The 15,407-nt window shown below is 53.8% G+C and carries 12 protein-coding genes; 4 read left to right on the top strand and 8 right to left on the bottom strand.

Annotated features, from left to right (window positions below; all coding sequences use genetic code 11):
* Positions 1-48: 48 nt before the first annotated feature.
* The 5 genes from H144_RS0111555 to thiM form a co-directional block, all read right to left on the bottom strand.
* Positions 49-2,364 (bottom strand): TonB-dependent receptor, encoded by a 2,316-nt coding sequence (locus tag H144_RS0111555; RefSeq protein WP_019942224.1) that lies wholly within the window; start codon positions 2,362-2,364, stop codon positions 49-51.
* Positions 2,365-2,486: 122 nt separating this feature from the next.
* Positions 2,487-3,137 (bottom strand): thiaminase II, encoded by a 651-nt coding sequence (gene tenA / locus H144_RS0111550; protein WP_019942223.1) that lies wholly within the window; start codon positions 3,135-3,137, stop codon positions 2,487-2,489.
* Entirely contained in the window at positions 3,134-3,955 is an 822-nt protein-coding gene (thiD, locus tag H144_RS0111545) for a bifunctional hydroxymethylpyrimidine kinase/phosphomethylpyrimidine kinase (RefSeq protein WP_019942222.1), read from the bottom strand. Before thiD ends, tenA begins: the two co-directional genes overlap by 4 nt.
* 3 nt (positions 3,956-3,958) lie before the next feature.
* Positions 3,959-4,615, bottom strand: a complete 657-nt coding sequence (gene thiE, locus H144_RS0111540; protein ID WP_033402593.1) for a thiamine phosphate synthase — start codon at positions 4,613-4,615, stop codon at positions 3,959-3,961.
* Positions 4,616-4,632: 17 nt separating this feature from the next.
* Complete coding sequence (thiM, locus tag H144_RS0111535; protein WP_019942220.1) at positions 4,633-5,430, bottom strand: hydroxyethylthiazole kinase; 798 nt, start codon at positions 5,428-5,430, stop codon at positions 4,633-4,635.
* A 91-nt stretch (positions 5,431-5,521) separates the two neighbouring features.
* Between thiM and hxpB the strand changes: the two genes are divergently transcribed.
* Positions 5,522-6,196: a hexitol phosphatase HxpB gene (gene hxpB / locus H144_RS0111530; RefSeq protein WP_033402591.1), complete on the top strand. Its 675-nt coding sequence runs from the start codon at positions 5,522-5,524 to the stop codon at positions 6,194-6,196.
* Between the two features lie 55 nt (positions 6,197-6,251).
* Entirely contained in the window at positions 6,252-7,565 is a 1,314-nt protein-coding gene (locus H144_RS0111525) for a sensor histidine kinase (RefSeq protein ID WP_019942218.1), read from the top strand.
* A 103-nt stretch (positions 7,566-7,668) separates the two neighbouring features.
* Here the strand turns inward: H144_RS0111525 and H144_RS0111520 are convergent, their stop codons facing one another.
* On the bottom strand, positions 7,669-9,360 hold the full coding sequence (locus H144_RS0111520; RefSeq protein WP_019942217.1) for an amino acid permease: 1,692 nt from the start codon (positions 9,358-9,360) through the stop codon (positions 7,669-7,671).
* Positions 9,361-9,560: 200 nt separating this feature from the next.
* Here H144_RS0111520 and H144_RS0111510 point away from each other — a divergent pair, with 200 nt between their 5' ends.
* Both H144_RS0111510 and eat read left to right on the top strand, forming a co-directional pair.
* Positions 9,561-10,346 (top strand): phosphatidylinositol-specific phospholipase C/glycerophosphodiester phosphodiesterase family protein, encoded by a 786-nt coding sequence (locus tag H144_RS0111510; RefSeq protein ID WP_019942215.1) that lies wholly within the window; start codon positions 9,561-9,563, stop codon positions 10,344-10,346.
* Between the two features lie 108 nt (positions 10,347-10,454).
* Positions 10,455-11,792 (top strand): ethanolamine permease, encoded by a 1,338-nt coding sequence (gene eat, locus H144_RS0111505; RefSeq protein WP_019942214.1) that lies wholly within the window; start codon positions 10,455-10,457, stop codon positions 11,790-11,792.
* Here eat and H144_RS0111500 read toward each other — a convergent pair.
* Together H144_RS0111500 and H144_RS0111495 are read right to left on the bottom strand one after the other, a co-directional pair.
* Positions 11,769-14,027 (bottom strand): TonB-dependent receptor, encoded by a 2,259-nt coding sequence (locus tag H144_RS0111500; RefSeq protein WP_019942213.1) that lies wholly within the window; start codon positions 14,025-14,027, stop codon positions 11,769-11,771. The two genes, eat and H144_RS0111500, sit on opposite strands and share 24 nt — an antisense overlap.
* A gap of 29 nt (positions 14,028-14,056) precedes the next feature.
* The gene (locus tag H144_RS0111495) at positions 14,057-15,349 is read right to left on the bottom strand and encodes a tetratricopeptide repeat protein (protein WP_229207883.1); all 1,293 of its coding nucleotides are present in this window, start codon (positions 15,347-15,349) and stop codon (positions 14,057-14,059) included.
* Positions 15,350-15,407: the final 58 nt, after the last annotated feature.

The following is a 15,407-nucleotide window of genomic DNA, read 5'->3' as shown; positions in this document are numbered from 1 at the left end:
ACCGTTCCAAGGATTTGATCAACAGGCGGACGGCTATATGTGCCCCGTTTAAAATTCCAGGCGGTAATTCAGCACTGGCAGCAGGCCCGTTTGGGTAAGCGTTTTCACACGGTCCTCCTTCTTGTTGTAGTAAGTGTCCAGCGCATTGAGCCGGTTAGTAGCGTTCTGCAAGTCGAGCGAAATGGTCGAAGTCGTGCGCTTTTTGTTTTGGGTATAACTCACCCGAAGATCGGTACGGAAGTAACCCGGCAACTGCTCCGAATAGCTGTGTGACCAGTCGCGTTCGGTACGGCCTTTTTCGCGTGATTTTTCCAGGTCAATGGGCGTGGTACGGTTACCGCCTGCTGCCAAAAGCTTGATATTAGCTGCGAAAATGCTGGTTTTGTTCCTACCGACGCGCCATTCCTTTCCCGCGAGGAAGTTCTGGACATATTTGCCGTTGAACCGGCTGTCGCGCTCGATACCGTCGCGGCCCGTGTATTTGGATTGGTATAAAGAGGTCGTGCTCATCAGGTAAATGCCCGCCGTGAGCGACTTCTCCACCGTCACTTCCAGCCCGTAACTCCGGCCTTTGCCGTCGCTCGTGAGTGAATCGCTGACAAAACCGCTGATCTCGTTCAGCTGCGAGTTGTGCAGCAAATAGGGCGTCGTGGTATTGGCTGGGCCGATCGGGATGTTATAATGGTGCTGGTAGTAACTTTCCGTGAGTATACGCCAGCTGGCCGACGGCCGGAATTCGTAGCCCGCCACCAAATGCGCGGATTTGGTCAGTTTCAGGTTTTTGTTAAGCAAATCCGTCTGATTATCCGACACTTTCACCTGGGCAAAATACGTCGAAATGGACTCCGTCTTGCTATGCAGCCCCGCCCCAAAACTTACCGTCGAACGCGGTGCAACCGCCCACCGCAACCCTACCCGCGGCTCGATCGACGAGCGGTTGTTCAATGCGAGTAGCATCCCGTGCAGGCCGGCATTCAAGGTAACGGTAGGTGTTAAACGCGACTTCCACTGCGCATAGGCCTGAAACAGCTGCGTGCTGCCGTTCCGGTTTACGTTGATCTCGTACGGACCGTCCTCATTGTCCTTATCGAATAAATTGAAATCCAGGTGATTGATGATCACGCCGAGCCGCACGGTATTGCGTGCATTGAGCTTGTAATTATATAAAGAGGAGAGCCTTAATGCCTGATTCACAAACTTTTGCTGGTACGTCGCGTCGATGTTTTTATCGTAAAAATCACCGGTCTGACTCGTTGCCGAATAAGAAACAATGTGCTCCATGTACGACTTGTTATTGATATACCGCAGGTAGTTCACGCCGATTATGCCCCGGTTCGATTTGAATGTTTCCTTCCAATCGTCGTCATCGACTTTCGAGGTGCTCATGCCGCCTAATCCCCAGACGCTCACCACGACCTTGTCGTCGTAAGGGATATATACTTTAAAAGCGCCATCCTGAAAATCGATCGAAGCATCGCCATTAAGATTAACCCCGATTTTATTAAGAACGGAAAGCGTAGAATAGCGATAATTGGCCAGATAAGAAGCGCCGCCTTTGGGGCCAATAGGCCCTTCGGCCGCGAAATCGAGCCCGAGAATGCCCGCCTGCATCGCATATTCGCGTTTTTCATTATTCCCTTTTCTGAGTTTGAGATCGAAAACACCCGACGTGGCATTGCCATATTCGGCGGGAAAAGCGCCGGTGAGGAAGTCGGAATTACCAAGCACGTTGGCGCTTAGCGCGCTGATCCCGCCGCCGCTCGCCCCCTCCTGCGCGAAGTGGTTGGGATTAGGAATTTCGACGCCTTCCATGCGCCATAGCATGCCCTTCGGGCTGTTACCCCTGATAATGAGCTGGTTGCTGCCATCGTCCGTAGCGGCTACGCCGGCAAACGACATCGCCATCCGCGCCGGGTCGTTCACGGAAGCTGCGAAGCGTTTCGTCTGGTCCACGGTAAAGGAGCGACCGCTCACGCTCACCATATCGTTCAGCGGCGCGCCACTCTCCTTCTGCGCTTTCACAACAACCTCATTCAAAGCACGAAACGACTCCGTAAGCTTGATATTCAGCTCCACTTCCTTCCCGGAGCCGACATTGATCTCCTGTAAAAAAGCATCGTCATAACCTACGCTGGTAATTCTGAATGAATGCCGGCCGACGGGTACTTTTTCAATGCGGAAATTCCCTTCGGTGTCGGTCACACCACCTAGAATAGGCGTCACGGAAGTAATGATCACATTCGCCCCGATCACCGGCTGCTGCGATTCGGCATCGACGACGCGTCCTTTGATGGTCTGCGCCGGCTGGGCAAAGGCCAGGGCGCTCACGGCCCCGGCCATCAAGGTCAAGATAAATTTTTTCATGGCTGGTTGTTTTGTACAATTCTGACAACTCAGCCGGGGGGTACCCTAAACTTTTGGGGGGAAATTTTTAGACGGGGGATTTTGACGACTGACGGCCGGCGCTCAGCGGTCGGCCGTCAAGCTCAAACCGCCCATCCTTCCGACCGGTAAGCACTATCCCAAAACACATATTCCAGTCTCGAAGCCGTCACATACGCCTCTGTCATCTTCTTGCGCGTAGCTTCCGAAGCTTGTCCGGCGAGTTGGTCGCAAATTTCGAGGGCTTTCTGTACGGAGTACGCGAAATCTTCTCCGGCGTAGGCGTTAATCCAGTTTTGATAGGGATTTGGCGTGGATTGATTGGCGTAAATGTAGTCGCCAACCTGCTTGTAAATCCAGAAACAGGGCAGCAATGCGGCTACGGTCACTTCGTAGGATTCGAAAGCGCTCGTCGCCATCAGGTAATTGGTATAGGCAAAACAACCCGGCGCTTTGCCCGATTGATAATCGATCACGTATTCTTTGAAATAGCTCAGATGCAATGCGCGCTCCACGAGAATGGCGTTCTGCGCAAATTGCAGGAAATCGAGCAGTTCATGGCTGTTGCCGGCCTTCGTACCCGCTACCGCGAGCGCACGGGCGAAATCGGCGAGGTAAAGAGAGTCCTGGTAAATGTAAAATTTAAACTTTTCGAGCGGTAATGTCCCTGTTTTCAATTCCTGATTGAACGGGTGCAGCTTGATTTGTTCGAATATCGGCAACGCTTCTGCCCAGAGCAGTTCGGTAAATTTCATGATAAAACTTGCATGGAAAGTGGTGAAAACGAGTGGTTCAATGGCCCCGGACCGTGCCCCGTCACCACATCGGCGCCGCAGCGAATGGCGCCGGCAATGTATTCCTTCGCGAATATGATCGACTCGGCGAGCGAGTTGCCCTTGGCTACGAATGTGGCAATGGCCGACGACAGTGTGCAGCCCGTGCCGTGCACATTCCGGCTGTCGATATAATCCGATTCGAGGATCAATGCCTCCTGCTCCCGTTGGGCAAGCACGTCGTAGATCGTCGGGCCGAGCAGATGCCCGCCTTTGAGCAGCACGGCCTTGCAGCCCCTTTCGGTCATTTCAAGGGCCGCCGCTTTCATGGCTTCCGCTGTCCGGATCTCGCCGCCAATGAGTATTTCGCCTTCGTCGAGGTTGGGCGTAATGAGGTTCACCCGCGGGAAAAGCTCGCTCCAGAGTACGGAAACGGTTTCGTCCTGGATCAGTTTCGATCCGCTGGTAGACACCATAACCGGGTCAAAAACGACGAAACGGGGCCTGAAACGATCGAGTACCTGCGCGATGATCTGCGCCACTTCCACGGTGTTCACCATCCCGATTTTCACGGCATCGATGGTAATGTCCTCGAAAACAGCTTCCAACTGTTCCTGCAAAAATGCCGGCGGTACCGGGTGGATCGCCCGCACGCCCTGCGTGTTCTGCGCCGTCAGCGCGGTAATGGCCGAGGTTCCGAAAGCGCCCAGCGCGGCGATCGTTTTGAGGTCGGCCTGGATGCCCGCGCCACCTCCGCTGTCGGAACCGGCAATGGTCAATACGGTTGGGTAACGGTTCATAGGTCAGTTATTAAGCGTTTTGAATGGTTCGGGAGTAGTAATAATGGTTTTGAGCTGCTGCGCCGCTTCCCGGGGCGACGGCGCGCTGCAAATGGCCGACACGACGGCAATGCCGCTGGCACCGTGCTGCAAGGCTTCCCGCGCGTTACCCGTGTGCAGCCCGCCGATCACTACCAACGGATGCCGGCTGTTCATCTCCGCCCATTGCAAGCCTTCCAGCTCCCAGGGCTGTTCGGTATCGGTCTTGGTGGGCGTCGCAAACAAGGGGCTCACGGCCAGGTACGACAGGTTCCAATGCTCCGCTTCGAGCACGTCCGACTGCTTTTCAGCCGACAATCCGATGATTTTACCCTCTCCCAACAACCGGTGGGCCGCTTGAAAGGGCATATCGCTTTGCCCGATATGCACACCGTCCGCATCCACGGCCAGGGCTACGTCGATGCGGTCATTAATGATCAAAGGGACATTATAAGTTTCCAAAAGGTCTTTCAAACGTTTCGCACGATCGATGAATGCACGGGTCGAAAGCGACTTCTCGCGCAGCTGAACCATCGTGACGCCGCCTTTAACGGCCTCTTCCACTACCCAGTAAAAGTCGCGACCGAGGCAGGAAGCCTCGTCGGTAACCAGGTAGAGTCCGAGGTTTGAATTCGTATGCATTTTGGTAGTTGTTACCATTATTCCAATCTGATTTTACTCAATTCGGCCAAATGTGCCGGGCTAATGTCCGCCAGGGTATCCAGAAAAGCGATCTGAAACGACCCGGGCAGCTTTGCATTCCGGTAGGCCAGCTCGCCGCAAACACCCATCGTAGCCGCCGCCGACACCGCCGCTTCGAACGGATCCGCACAAATCGCCGCAAATGCGCCGGCAATGGCAGTCGCCGAGCAACCCATCCCGGTTACCTTCGTCATCAGCGGCACGCCATTGGAAACCCAGCCGGTGCGGTTTCCCTGCACGATCACGTCCACGGCACCGCTTACGCTCACCACCGAACCGAAACGCTCGCTCAATGCGTGCGCAGCCCCGATGCTGCCGGTACTATCGGCCGTGCTGTCGACGCCCTTCGTTTGAATGCTGGCGCCTGCCAGGGCGAGGATTTCGGAGCCATTCCCACGGATAATCGTCGGCGGGGCCGTTTCCAGTAATTCGGCAAGCACGCGGTTGCGGTAAGGGGTCGCGCCGGCCCCTACGGGGTCCAGGATAATGGGCGTGCCCGATTCGGCAGCCTTTTTCATAGCCAATTTCATGCCATCGACCCACTGTGGCGACAATGTACCAATATTGACCACCAGCGCACCGGCAATCGTTACCATATCTTCCACCTCCTCTGCCGCATGCGCCATCACGGGCGACGCGCCTACCGCGAGCAATGCATTGGCCGTAAAATTCATCACCACGAAATTGGTAATGTTGTGCACCAGCGGTGCCGAGGCACGTAGTTTTTCGAGGTTTGCTTCTAATTGAATTACCATCTCTGTTTTTTTGGGAGAAAAAGAGGAAAGGGATCACCGACGAAAGTAGTAGTTTTGAATGGTTATCAAAAATCCATACACCACCCAAATCATGATCAAAGCAGCGATTTTCGACATGGACGGCCTGCTCATCGACTCCGAACCGATGTGGACCGAAGCCGCCCGTTCTGTCATGCAAAAAGTTAATTTCGAACTAACCGAAGCACTTCGTCTCCAGACTACCGGACTGTCCATCAAGCTTTTCCTCGATTTCTGCCACCAGGTCCAGCCCTGGAACACGCCTTCATTCGAAGAACTTGAAACTGAAATACTTGTAAAGGCGCACCATGCTATTCTGGCTAATGCGGAAGCCATGCCGGGTGCCATTGCGCTGGTGCAGGAGCTCAAAAAACAGGGCCTGAAACTGGCCGTGGCATCGGCGTCGCATATGGAGCTGATCGAGGGCGTATTAAAAAGACTGGAAATTATTGACTATTTTGACACCTGGCATTCCGGCGAACTGGAAAAATACACGAAACCACACCCGGCGGTGTACCTTACCACGGCCCAAAAGCTCGGTGTTTTGCCCAAGGAATGCATTGCCTTCGAAGATTCTCACGCGGGCCTGCGTGCGGCGCATGCGGCGGGCATGATCACCATATCGGTGCCGGCGGCGGAAGTATTTGAAGATAAAAAGTTTGATATGGCACATTACAAGATCCCGTCGCTCGAAAAATACATTTTGAGCGAGATGTCGGGTGTGCCGCAAAGTGTGATCGAAAACTAAACCTCGACCCTATCCCCGCTGACCCCGCATGATCGGACTCCGGCATTTCAGTATTATGATTATGATCAGGATCACAGTGATTGTCCTGAGCGTGATCGCCCTCGCCTGGCTGGCTTCCAGGCACACCAATGAAACGCTGGTGTACATTCTCGGCACCATTTTCATATTCGTGCAGGGCTCGCTGCTATACCAGTACGTGACCAATGTAAACCGGAAGCTCACCTACTTCCTGGAATCGGTAAGGTATTCGGATTTCACGATCAATTTCCGTTCGGACAACAAAATGGGCCGGACGTTCAAGGAACTCAACCAACAGTTCAACGAAGTATTGCACGCTTTCCGGCAGGCCCGTGCGGAGAAGGAAGCAAACCTGCAATACCTCAATACCATCGTCCAGCACATCGGTACCGGCCTCATTACTTTCGACGCCAACGGGCAGGTGAACCTGATCAACAATGCCGCATTGCGCATGCTGGGCATTTACCGCCTGCACCAGCTCTCCGAGCTCAAGGAAAAGCACCCGCGCCTGTACGAGCTGCTGTCCGACCTCGACAGCGGTGTACGGGACTTGTACCGCACGCCCAGCGACCAGCCGCTGGCATTGCAGGCGGCGGCCATCCAGCTGCGGGGAATGTGGGTCAAAATCGTCGTTTTACAAAATATCCAAACCGAGTTGCAGCAGCAGGAGATCGAATCCTGGCAAAATCTCACACGCGTACTCCGGCACGAGATCATGAACTCGATGACGCCCATCGTCTCGCTCGTAGGCACCATGCGCCTGATCGTGAATGAGGACATTGAGAAATCTACGAATGACCAGGAGGCAGTCAACGACCTGAAAGAGGCATTATCGACCCTCGAAAAGCGCAGCAAGGGCATGATGCAGTTCGTGAATGCCTACCGCGATTTTACCACCTTACCCAAACCCGTTTTTGCCAACCTGGAAGTAGCGGAGCTGTTGCAGGAAGTAATCCAGCTGCTCCAAACCGACCTCATGCAATCGGGGGTTCTCTGGAAACTATCGGTAAAACCGGAAACCCTCACCGTAAAAGCCGACGCCAGCCAGATCCAGCAGGTACTGATTAACCTCGTCAAAAACGCTTCGGAAGCATTCTCCAACCAAACCGACCGCCTCATTACCCTCTCGGCCTACCAGGTCGACGGGACGGTGATGATCGAAGTAGGTGATAATGGCGACGGTATCGAGCCCGAAGCATTGGAGAACATTTTCATTCCCTTTTACACCACTAAAAAGACCGGCTCAGGCATCGGGTTAAGCCTTTCGCGGCAGATTTTGCAGCAGCATAACGGCCAGCTGAACGTGGAGTCGCAGGTAGGAAAAGGGACGGTGTTTACGCTGGTGTTTTAAGATATAATGACGGCCGACGGCTGACCGCCGATCCGGATCACCACATCCCGGCGGTCATCGGTCGGCCGTCAGCCGTCAGCGGTCAGCCGTCATCGGCCAAAAACTACTTCCCCGCCAGCTTACTGCGCTTGTACCCGTAGCTGAAATAAATCACCAAGCCGATTGCGAGCCAGATGACGAAAATCAGCCAGTTGGAAGCGCCGAGTTCGGTCATCAGGTAAAGGTTTGTGAGGATACCGGCCACGGGCAGCAGGGAGAAATTATGCTGGTAGCTCAATATCGAAAGCGTACACCAGGTGATCCAGAAAATGATCGTCAGCAGCTTGTGCTCCATGATTTCGGCAAAGCTCATCAGCCGCCATTCCAGGATAATGGCCTCGCCGTAAGTCAGCAAGCCCACAACCGCCAGACAAAACAGCGCTCCTACCAGGAACTTGCCATTGATATAAGGCACCCGGAATTTCGATCGCGCAGAAATGCCTTTATGATCGAGGTAGAGCACGCCGCCGCACACGAGGATGAAGGCGAAGAATGTACCCACGCTCGTCAGGTCGACGAAGAAATCCATCTTGAAGAACAAGGCAGGGATACCTACCACGAAACCCGTAACGATAGTCGCAAATGAAGGGGTCTGGTATTTGGGGTGGACTTTTGAGAAACGCTTCCAGAGCAGGCCGTCGCGGCTCATGGTCATCCAGATGCGCGGCTGGCCCAACTGATACACCAGCAATGCACTCGTGATCGCAATCACCGAGCTGACGGAAATTACACCTGCCATAAAATCCAGGCCGTTCTTTTGGAATACAAATGCCAGCGGGTCGCTCACTTTCAGCTCCTTGTAATTCACCATCCCGGTGAGTACCAATGTGATAAGCACATATAATACCGTACAAATGACGAGACAGTAAATCATCGCCTTGGGCATATCCTGCTGCGGGTTGCGGCATTCTTCGGCGGTGGTGGAAATGGAGTCGAAGCCGATGAACGCGAAGAATACGGCCGCGACGCCGCTCAAAACGCCTTTCATACCGTTGGGTGCGAAGGGCGACCAGTTTTCAGGTTTTACATAAAATGCGCCGGCGAGAATGACCAGCAAAACCACCCCTACCTTCAAAACCACCATAATATTGCTGGCCGTCCGCGACTCGCGGATACCAATGTAGACCAGCGCCGTGATGAGCAATGTCACGAGCCCGGCAGGGAGATTGAGCAGGATATGCAAATCACCGATCGTGGGCGCGGACTCGTAAGCAGAAGCCGCAAAACGCTCGTAATCCGACAGGCTGGCAGCGCCCGATGCCTGCAATTTCAGAAATGCTTCCCGCGCCGATTCGCCGTTGATCGTCAGCCAGCCGGGCAGGGTAATACCGAAGCCTTTCAGCATGCTCACGAAATATTCCGACCACGAAATGGCCACCACCATATTGGAAACGGCATATTCGAGGATAAGGGCCCAGCCGATGATCCACGCGAACAGCTCGCCGAACGCTACGTACGCGTAGGTGTATGCGCTGCCCGACACGGGCACCGTACTGGCAAACTGCGCGTACGACAACGCTGTAAATACGCAGGCAATGGCCGTGAAGATGAACAGCAGCGAGACCGCCGGTCCGCCGTTAAAACTCGCCAGCCCGATGGTACTGAAAATCCCCGCGCCCACAATGGCCGCGATCCCGAGCGACACAAGATCGCGCACCCCCAGCACCTTGGCAAGTTCCCCCTCACCTCCCGAATGGGCATCTTTCAGAATCTGGTCGACGGTTTTTTTTCGGAAAAGAGGAGAATTTTGGCTCATGCAGGCGTCTGTTTAATGAGATGTCGGTTTGTGATATGTCGGGCTAAAAATAATGATATTCTAAAATCATCCCGGCATCGCTTGAAATTTTGTTCCTTTAATCCCAAAAAATCCGTAGAAAATTCTCCGATCGAGAAATCAAACCACCAAAGATTGCGTTATCGAACTGATTCCCCGTCAGAACACCACCGATCTCGTCCATGAAAAAATTTACCTTTTTCTTCATTAGTACTATTCTGTCCATTCAATTCGTTGCGGCCCAAAGCGTTAAGTCCTACTCCACCGCCCAGGCGCATTCCCACAATGATTATGAACGGGCACGTCCTTTTGAAGAGGCGTACGAGCAGCAGTTCGGATCGGTGGAGGCAGATGTTTTCCTCGTCGACGACTCGCTTTTTGTAGCCCATAACCTCAAAGACATTCGCCCTGGCCGCACGTTTACAACATTATACCTGCTTCCTATTCTCCAAAAAACCGAAAAAAACAACGGCAGTATTTACCCGCAGGACAATGTGCCGCTGCAATTGCTGATCGACCTCAAAACGGAAGGCGAAGCGACACTGGCCGCGTTGATCAAGGTTTTGGAACCGCATAAAAAAATACTCGCACCTGCCGGCAGCATCAGGATCGTCGTCAGCGGCAATGTGCCCGACGCTTCGTCTTTCGAGAAATATCCCAATTTCATTTACTTCGACGGCCGCCCCGAAAACGTGTATACACCTGCCCAAATGGGACATATAGGGCTCATTAGCCAGGCATTTCAGCATTATTCCAAATGGAACGGCGAAGGGCCAATGCTGGAAAAAGACAAAAAGAAGATCCAGAAGATGATCAACGACATGCACGACCTCGGCAAAAAGGTGCGTATCTGGGCCACACCCGACAATATCAACTCATGGAAAACCATGATGACGCTCGGCGTGGATTACCTCAATACCGACAAAGTACCCCAGCTTGGCGACTACCTCCGTACTGCGCCCAGGTAATTTTACAAAACAAAATACGGCTGGCGATATTTTTTCAATAGTATCAAATGGCTTTGGGACAGTTATAGACTATATTGTACTGCCATCAATTAGTCAAACCAATCCTGCATGTCTGCCGAAAACACCGCTGCGCTCAAAAAAGTCCTCAAACCGATCCACCTTTGGGCCATTGCCGTCGGGCTTGTTATTTCGGGGGAATATTTCGGCTGGAACTACGGCTGGGGCGTTTCGGGGACGATAGGCTTCCTCATCGCCACGCTGGTGGTGACGGTCATGTACGTGACATTCATATTCAGTTTCACGGAACTTACCACGTCCATTCCGCAAGCGGGCGGGCCGTTTTCGTACGCCTACCGCGCATTCGGCTGGTGGGGCGGACTCATTGCGGGCTACGCCACGCTCGTGGAATTCCTCGTAACCCCGCCGGCCATCGCGTTCGCGCTGGGCAGTTATACCCATTTTTTGTATCCCAATTTGCAGGTGCTGGAAGTCGCATTCGCCTGCTATGCGATATTCATTGTCATTAATTTACTGGGAATCAAAGAGTCGGCCACATTTTCGTTGGTGGTAACCATCCTGGCGGTGGTGGAGCTGCTGATTTACATCGGCATTGTAGCGCCGCATTTCTCCTATGAAACTTTCACCGCCGACCCGATGCCGTTCGGCTGGGCGGGCGTCTTCGCGGCATTGCCGTTCGCGATCTGGTTCTACCTCGCCATCGAGGGCGTGGCGATGGTGGCCGAGGAGGTCGAAGATCCCAAACGAACCATTTCGCGGGGATATATTTACGGCATCCTCACGCTCGTGGTACTCGCATTGGCTGTGATGATTTTTACGGGCGGCATTGCACCCTGGACGCAGCTCAGCGACATCGATTATCCCCTGCCCGCCGCGCTCGGCATCGTGCTCGGCCGCGACAGCGGGCTTACCCAGCTCTTCGCCAGCCTGGGCCTGTTCGGGCTTATCGCTTCCTTCCACGGAACGGTGATTGGGTATTCAAGACAAATTTTCGCGCTCGCGCGGGAAGGTTACCTCCCTTCTTTCCTCGGCAATGTGAATGCACGCTTCCAAACGCCGCACTGGGCATTGGTGGCCGGGGGCATCGCAGGGTGCATCGCATTGTCGCTCGGCACTACCGACCAGGTGATCATCCTCGCTGCATTGGGCGCCGTGGTAATGTATATGATCAGCATGGTGGCGCTCTTTGCCTTGCGGAGTAAGGAACCACAGCTCGAACGCCCGTTTACCGTGCCCTTATTCCCCTATTTTCCTGCCATCGCATTAGGCATATCAGGACTTTGCCTCATCGCGATCATTTATTACAATCTTACCCTCAGCCTCTGGTTTTTCGGCGGACTGGCGCTTGTGGCTATCTTTTTCGGGCTTACCGGTCGCCACAAAAACACCGAACCTACACCCCAATCAGAAGAAGAGCGTCACGCCTAGCTTGGCAAAGAACGGCGTGCCGGGCGTGAAATGGATTTCCTCTACCGGCTCGGTTTCGTTTTTCAGGCGGCTTTCCGTGGCGAACTGCGTTTCTTTCCATTTGGTATTGAGCAGGTTCTGTACGGAGAGGCCGATATTGTAGCGGCTTTGGGTGTAATTCAATTGCAGGTCGTTCACGAAATAACCCTTTGCGACAATCGAGTTATCCTCGTTCGCAGGCCGGTTAGCCATGTAGCGGTAACGGAGCGAACCGTTCAGACCATTCGGCATTTGCAGCGACAAGCCTCCGGCAGAGGTAAATACCGGCGCCAGTGGCAGGTAATTCGCACCCTCCATTTCACCGATCGCACGCGGTTTGGCGGTATTGAAGTCGGCGTCGAAATAGAGCGTTTTGGTGAGTTGGTAACGTACCGAAAGGTCGATACCCTGCCGCCGCGATTTGCCGCTCGGCTCGATCACGCCCGCGTCGCCCACGTACACGAACTCCTGTGCGAGCCATAGGTACCACGCCGCCGCATTGACCACCATTTTGGGAAACGGCTTGAAAATCACGCCCAGATCCGAGCCATACGCACCGGGCAGGATCTGTTTTCCGCCCTGCGGCACCACCACGCGCGTATCGTTGGAATGAAACCCTTTTCCGCTGTTCAGGTACAGTTGCAGGCGCGGGTTGAAGGTGTAGTACAAATTGAGTTTCGGCGAAACGATGGCGTCGCCCGCGTGCTGTTTCGTCACCGGCAGCGCCAGCAAATCCTCGTACTGGTCCCGGAAATAATCGACGCGAACGCCCGCATTCACTGAAAACCGGTCGGTCAGCCGCACCAGCTCGTCCAGATATACGGCTGCATTCAGCTCGTTGATATTCCCGAGTTTATATGGTTCGAGGGTTTCCGTGCGGTTCCTGGTGTGCGAAAGCTCCGTACCCTTGGTAAGATCGTGACGGTATTGTACGCCCAGCGTCGTGGTCCAGCTGGTTTTACCCATGAAAGATTCCTTTGAAATACTGCCGTTGTAACCGAAAAGGTTACGCCGTTCTTTCTGGCGGATCTGGTCGCCATTGAGCGAATCTTCGAGGAAAAACGTAAAGTTCGAATAGAGTTCGAAGTTGTAATTGCTGTAAAATACCTGGTTTTTAATAACATAATTACGCGGGGTGACCGTCACAAACTGCGCGTTGAAATTGGTACGGCTCGTTTCGCCGCCCTCGGTGGGGTCCACAGAACCATAGAAACCGACCAGCCCCGACTCCACCGCGCGATCCGGGATTTGTCCTGAGTGGTTCCATTTGCTCCAAAATGTCGAGGCCGTCAATGTCAGGTTGGTATTCGGCGTAATGTGCCCGTGGTATTTGCCGACGAGGTTCAGGCGATTGAAATTCTGCGGGTTGTCGAAGTAGGAATTAGTGAATGAATATTCCGAAGCAATGTACGCCGACTGGTTTTTGTCCCGCCCTTTTTGTCCCAGTAAATCAATGCCCGCCACCGCACGATAAGTATCAAACTGTCCGGCTTCCAGCTTCACGAACGACTTTTCGAGTGCGTCCTTCGTGCGGAAATCGGCCCAGCCGGCGGTGGAAAAGTTGCCTTTATCCGTTGTATAAGGTCCTTTTTTGAAATCCACTGCATTCACCAGCTCCGGGATCACGAAATGCAGGTCGGCATAACCCTGCCCGTGCGCGTGCGACACCATATTCACCGGCATACCGTCCACCGTGAGGCGAATGTCCGTCCCGTGGTCGATGTCGAAGCCGCGGAGGAACAGCTGCTCTGCCTTACCGCCACCTGCGTGCTGCCCGATAAACAAACCCGGTACAATACGCAGGATTTCCTGGGAGTTCACAATGGGCCGGAGCCGGATATCGAGGTTGCTGATCAGCTGCTGGTCATGTGCGCGCTGCGCTGAAACGGTAACTTCGCTGAGCTCGACATTGGCTGTGGCGAGGTCTGTTTTCAGGAAGGCCGTTTCATCGTCGGTCACTGTCACTTCCAGCACCTGTGCGCGGAAACTTACGTGCGAGAGTTCCACCTTGTACTTCGATGCAATGAGGTCGTCGAAGCGGTATTGGCCCAGCTCATTGGTGATAGTCGCCTTGCCCGTCCCCGAGAGCTGCACGGTGACGCCTTTCAGCGGCAGCCTCGTGGATTGGTCGTACACCACTCCCGAAATGCCGCCCAGGTGCGCATAGGCGTGCAGCCCGGCAAGCATCAGAACGAACAACAGTATAACTCTTTTCATATTCGTCAAATCATGGCGTGAAGGTTGTTTCAAAGCACAAATCTAGGGTTCGTTTTCTTAGCTTGTGCTAAAAGCCGGTTTCCCTGCACCTTGTCGCCGGTTGCGAGCGCAATGGCACCGGCCACCTGCAGCAGTTCCGGATCACGGCTACCGGTACGTAATGCCACCTCGATATGCTGTTTGGCCTTTTCATTATTTTTCTGTCCGAAGTAAGCCTCGGCCAATGCGTGGTTTACATCGATATTGTTGGGCCGGTGCGCATATTCCTTTAATCCATAAGCAATTGCGGAATCGAGCTGACCGGATTTGGTGTAGAGTTTACAAAGTTCGAGGTCCACGGCATGGCCGGAGCGGGCGTCTTCGTCCAGCATTTTTACTACTTCCCGGTACTTGTCGGCCGCCTCCTGTTTTTTGCCTTGCAGCAAATAGATATCCGCCATTTCTTCATGAAAAGAAAATTCCGGCATGATCTTCGCCGCATTTTCCAGGTTTTTCAAAGCGGCATCGTATTGTTTGGATTCCTTTTCAACCTGCGCAAGCCCGCGCAATGCGAATGCGTAGCTCGGGCGCATGGCGAGGATTTCCTTATATTGAATTTCAGCCTCTTTCAGCTGACCGGTAGTTTCGTATAAATGGCCCAGCGTCGTTTTTGCCCAGCATTGGGGTTCCGATCCGGGAAGGCCCGCCTCCACGGCCAGCTTCATGGCCGAGATCGCGCCGGGGTAATTTCCATGTATCTCACGCAGATACGAAGCGCGCGAATAGGCTTCGAGCGAAGGCTTCAAGGCCTGCATTTTGTCGGACATCGCCACCGCTTCGGCGTAGTTGCCCAACTCTACATTCGCATCCACGAGCACGCCGTACACATAGGCGTTGTTCGGATTGATTTTCAATGCTTTTTGCGCCAGCTCCCGTGCTTCGGCGAATTGGTGCTGCGACATTTTCACCGATGCCTTGAATGTGGTCGCCTCGAAATTCTGCGGCTCGATCGCCAGCACGTCGTCCAATATCTTCAGCACGGCAGGATAATAGTAGGGATGCTCGCCGGTAATGCGGGCTTCGGAGAGGTAAATGACGGCCACCTGCAGGCGCGGTTTCACGTCGGAAGGGTTTTCGGCAATTTTCTGCTTTAATTCTTTTACTTTTTCTTTGGTTTTGGGCCATTCTGCCGCATTGGCGAGTTCGCCCTGGCGCTCGTACAACGCCGGTATCTGGCTGGTAGCGACCTGTTTTTCTGATGTTTGCGCATTTTCCTTCTTTTCACCACAGCCGCACAGCAATGCCACCAGCGCCACAAGCATTATCGATTGAGAGATTTTCATGATTTGATCAGGTTTAATGCGGAAGGATTGATAAAAGCCGGGGCACTTGTCCCCGGCT

The sequence above is a fragment of the Dyadobacter beijingensis DSM 21582 genome (assembly GCF_000382205.1).
Taxonomy (GTDB): Bacteria; Bacteroidota; Bacteroidia; order Cytophagales; family Spirosomataceae; genus Dyadobacter; species Dyadobacter beijingensis.
The sequence above is the reverse complement of the archived record's forward strand: the minus strand, read 5'-3'. Positions and strand labels throughout refer to the sequence as shown.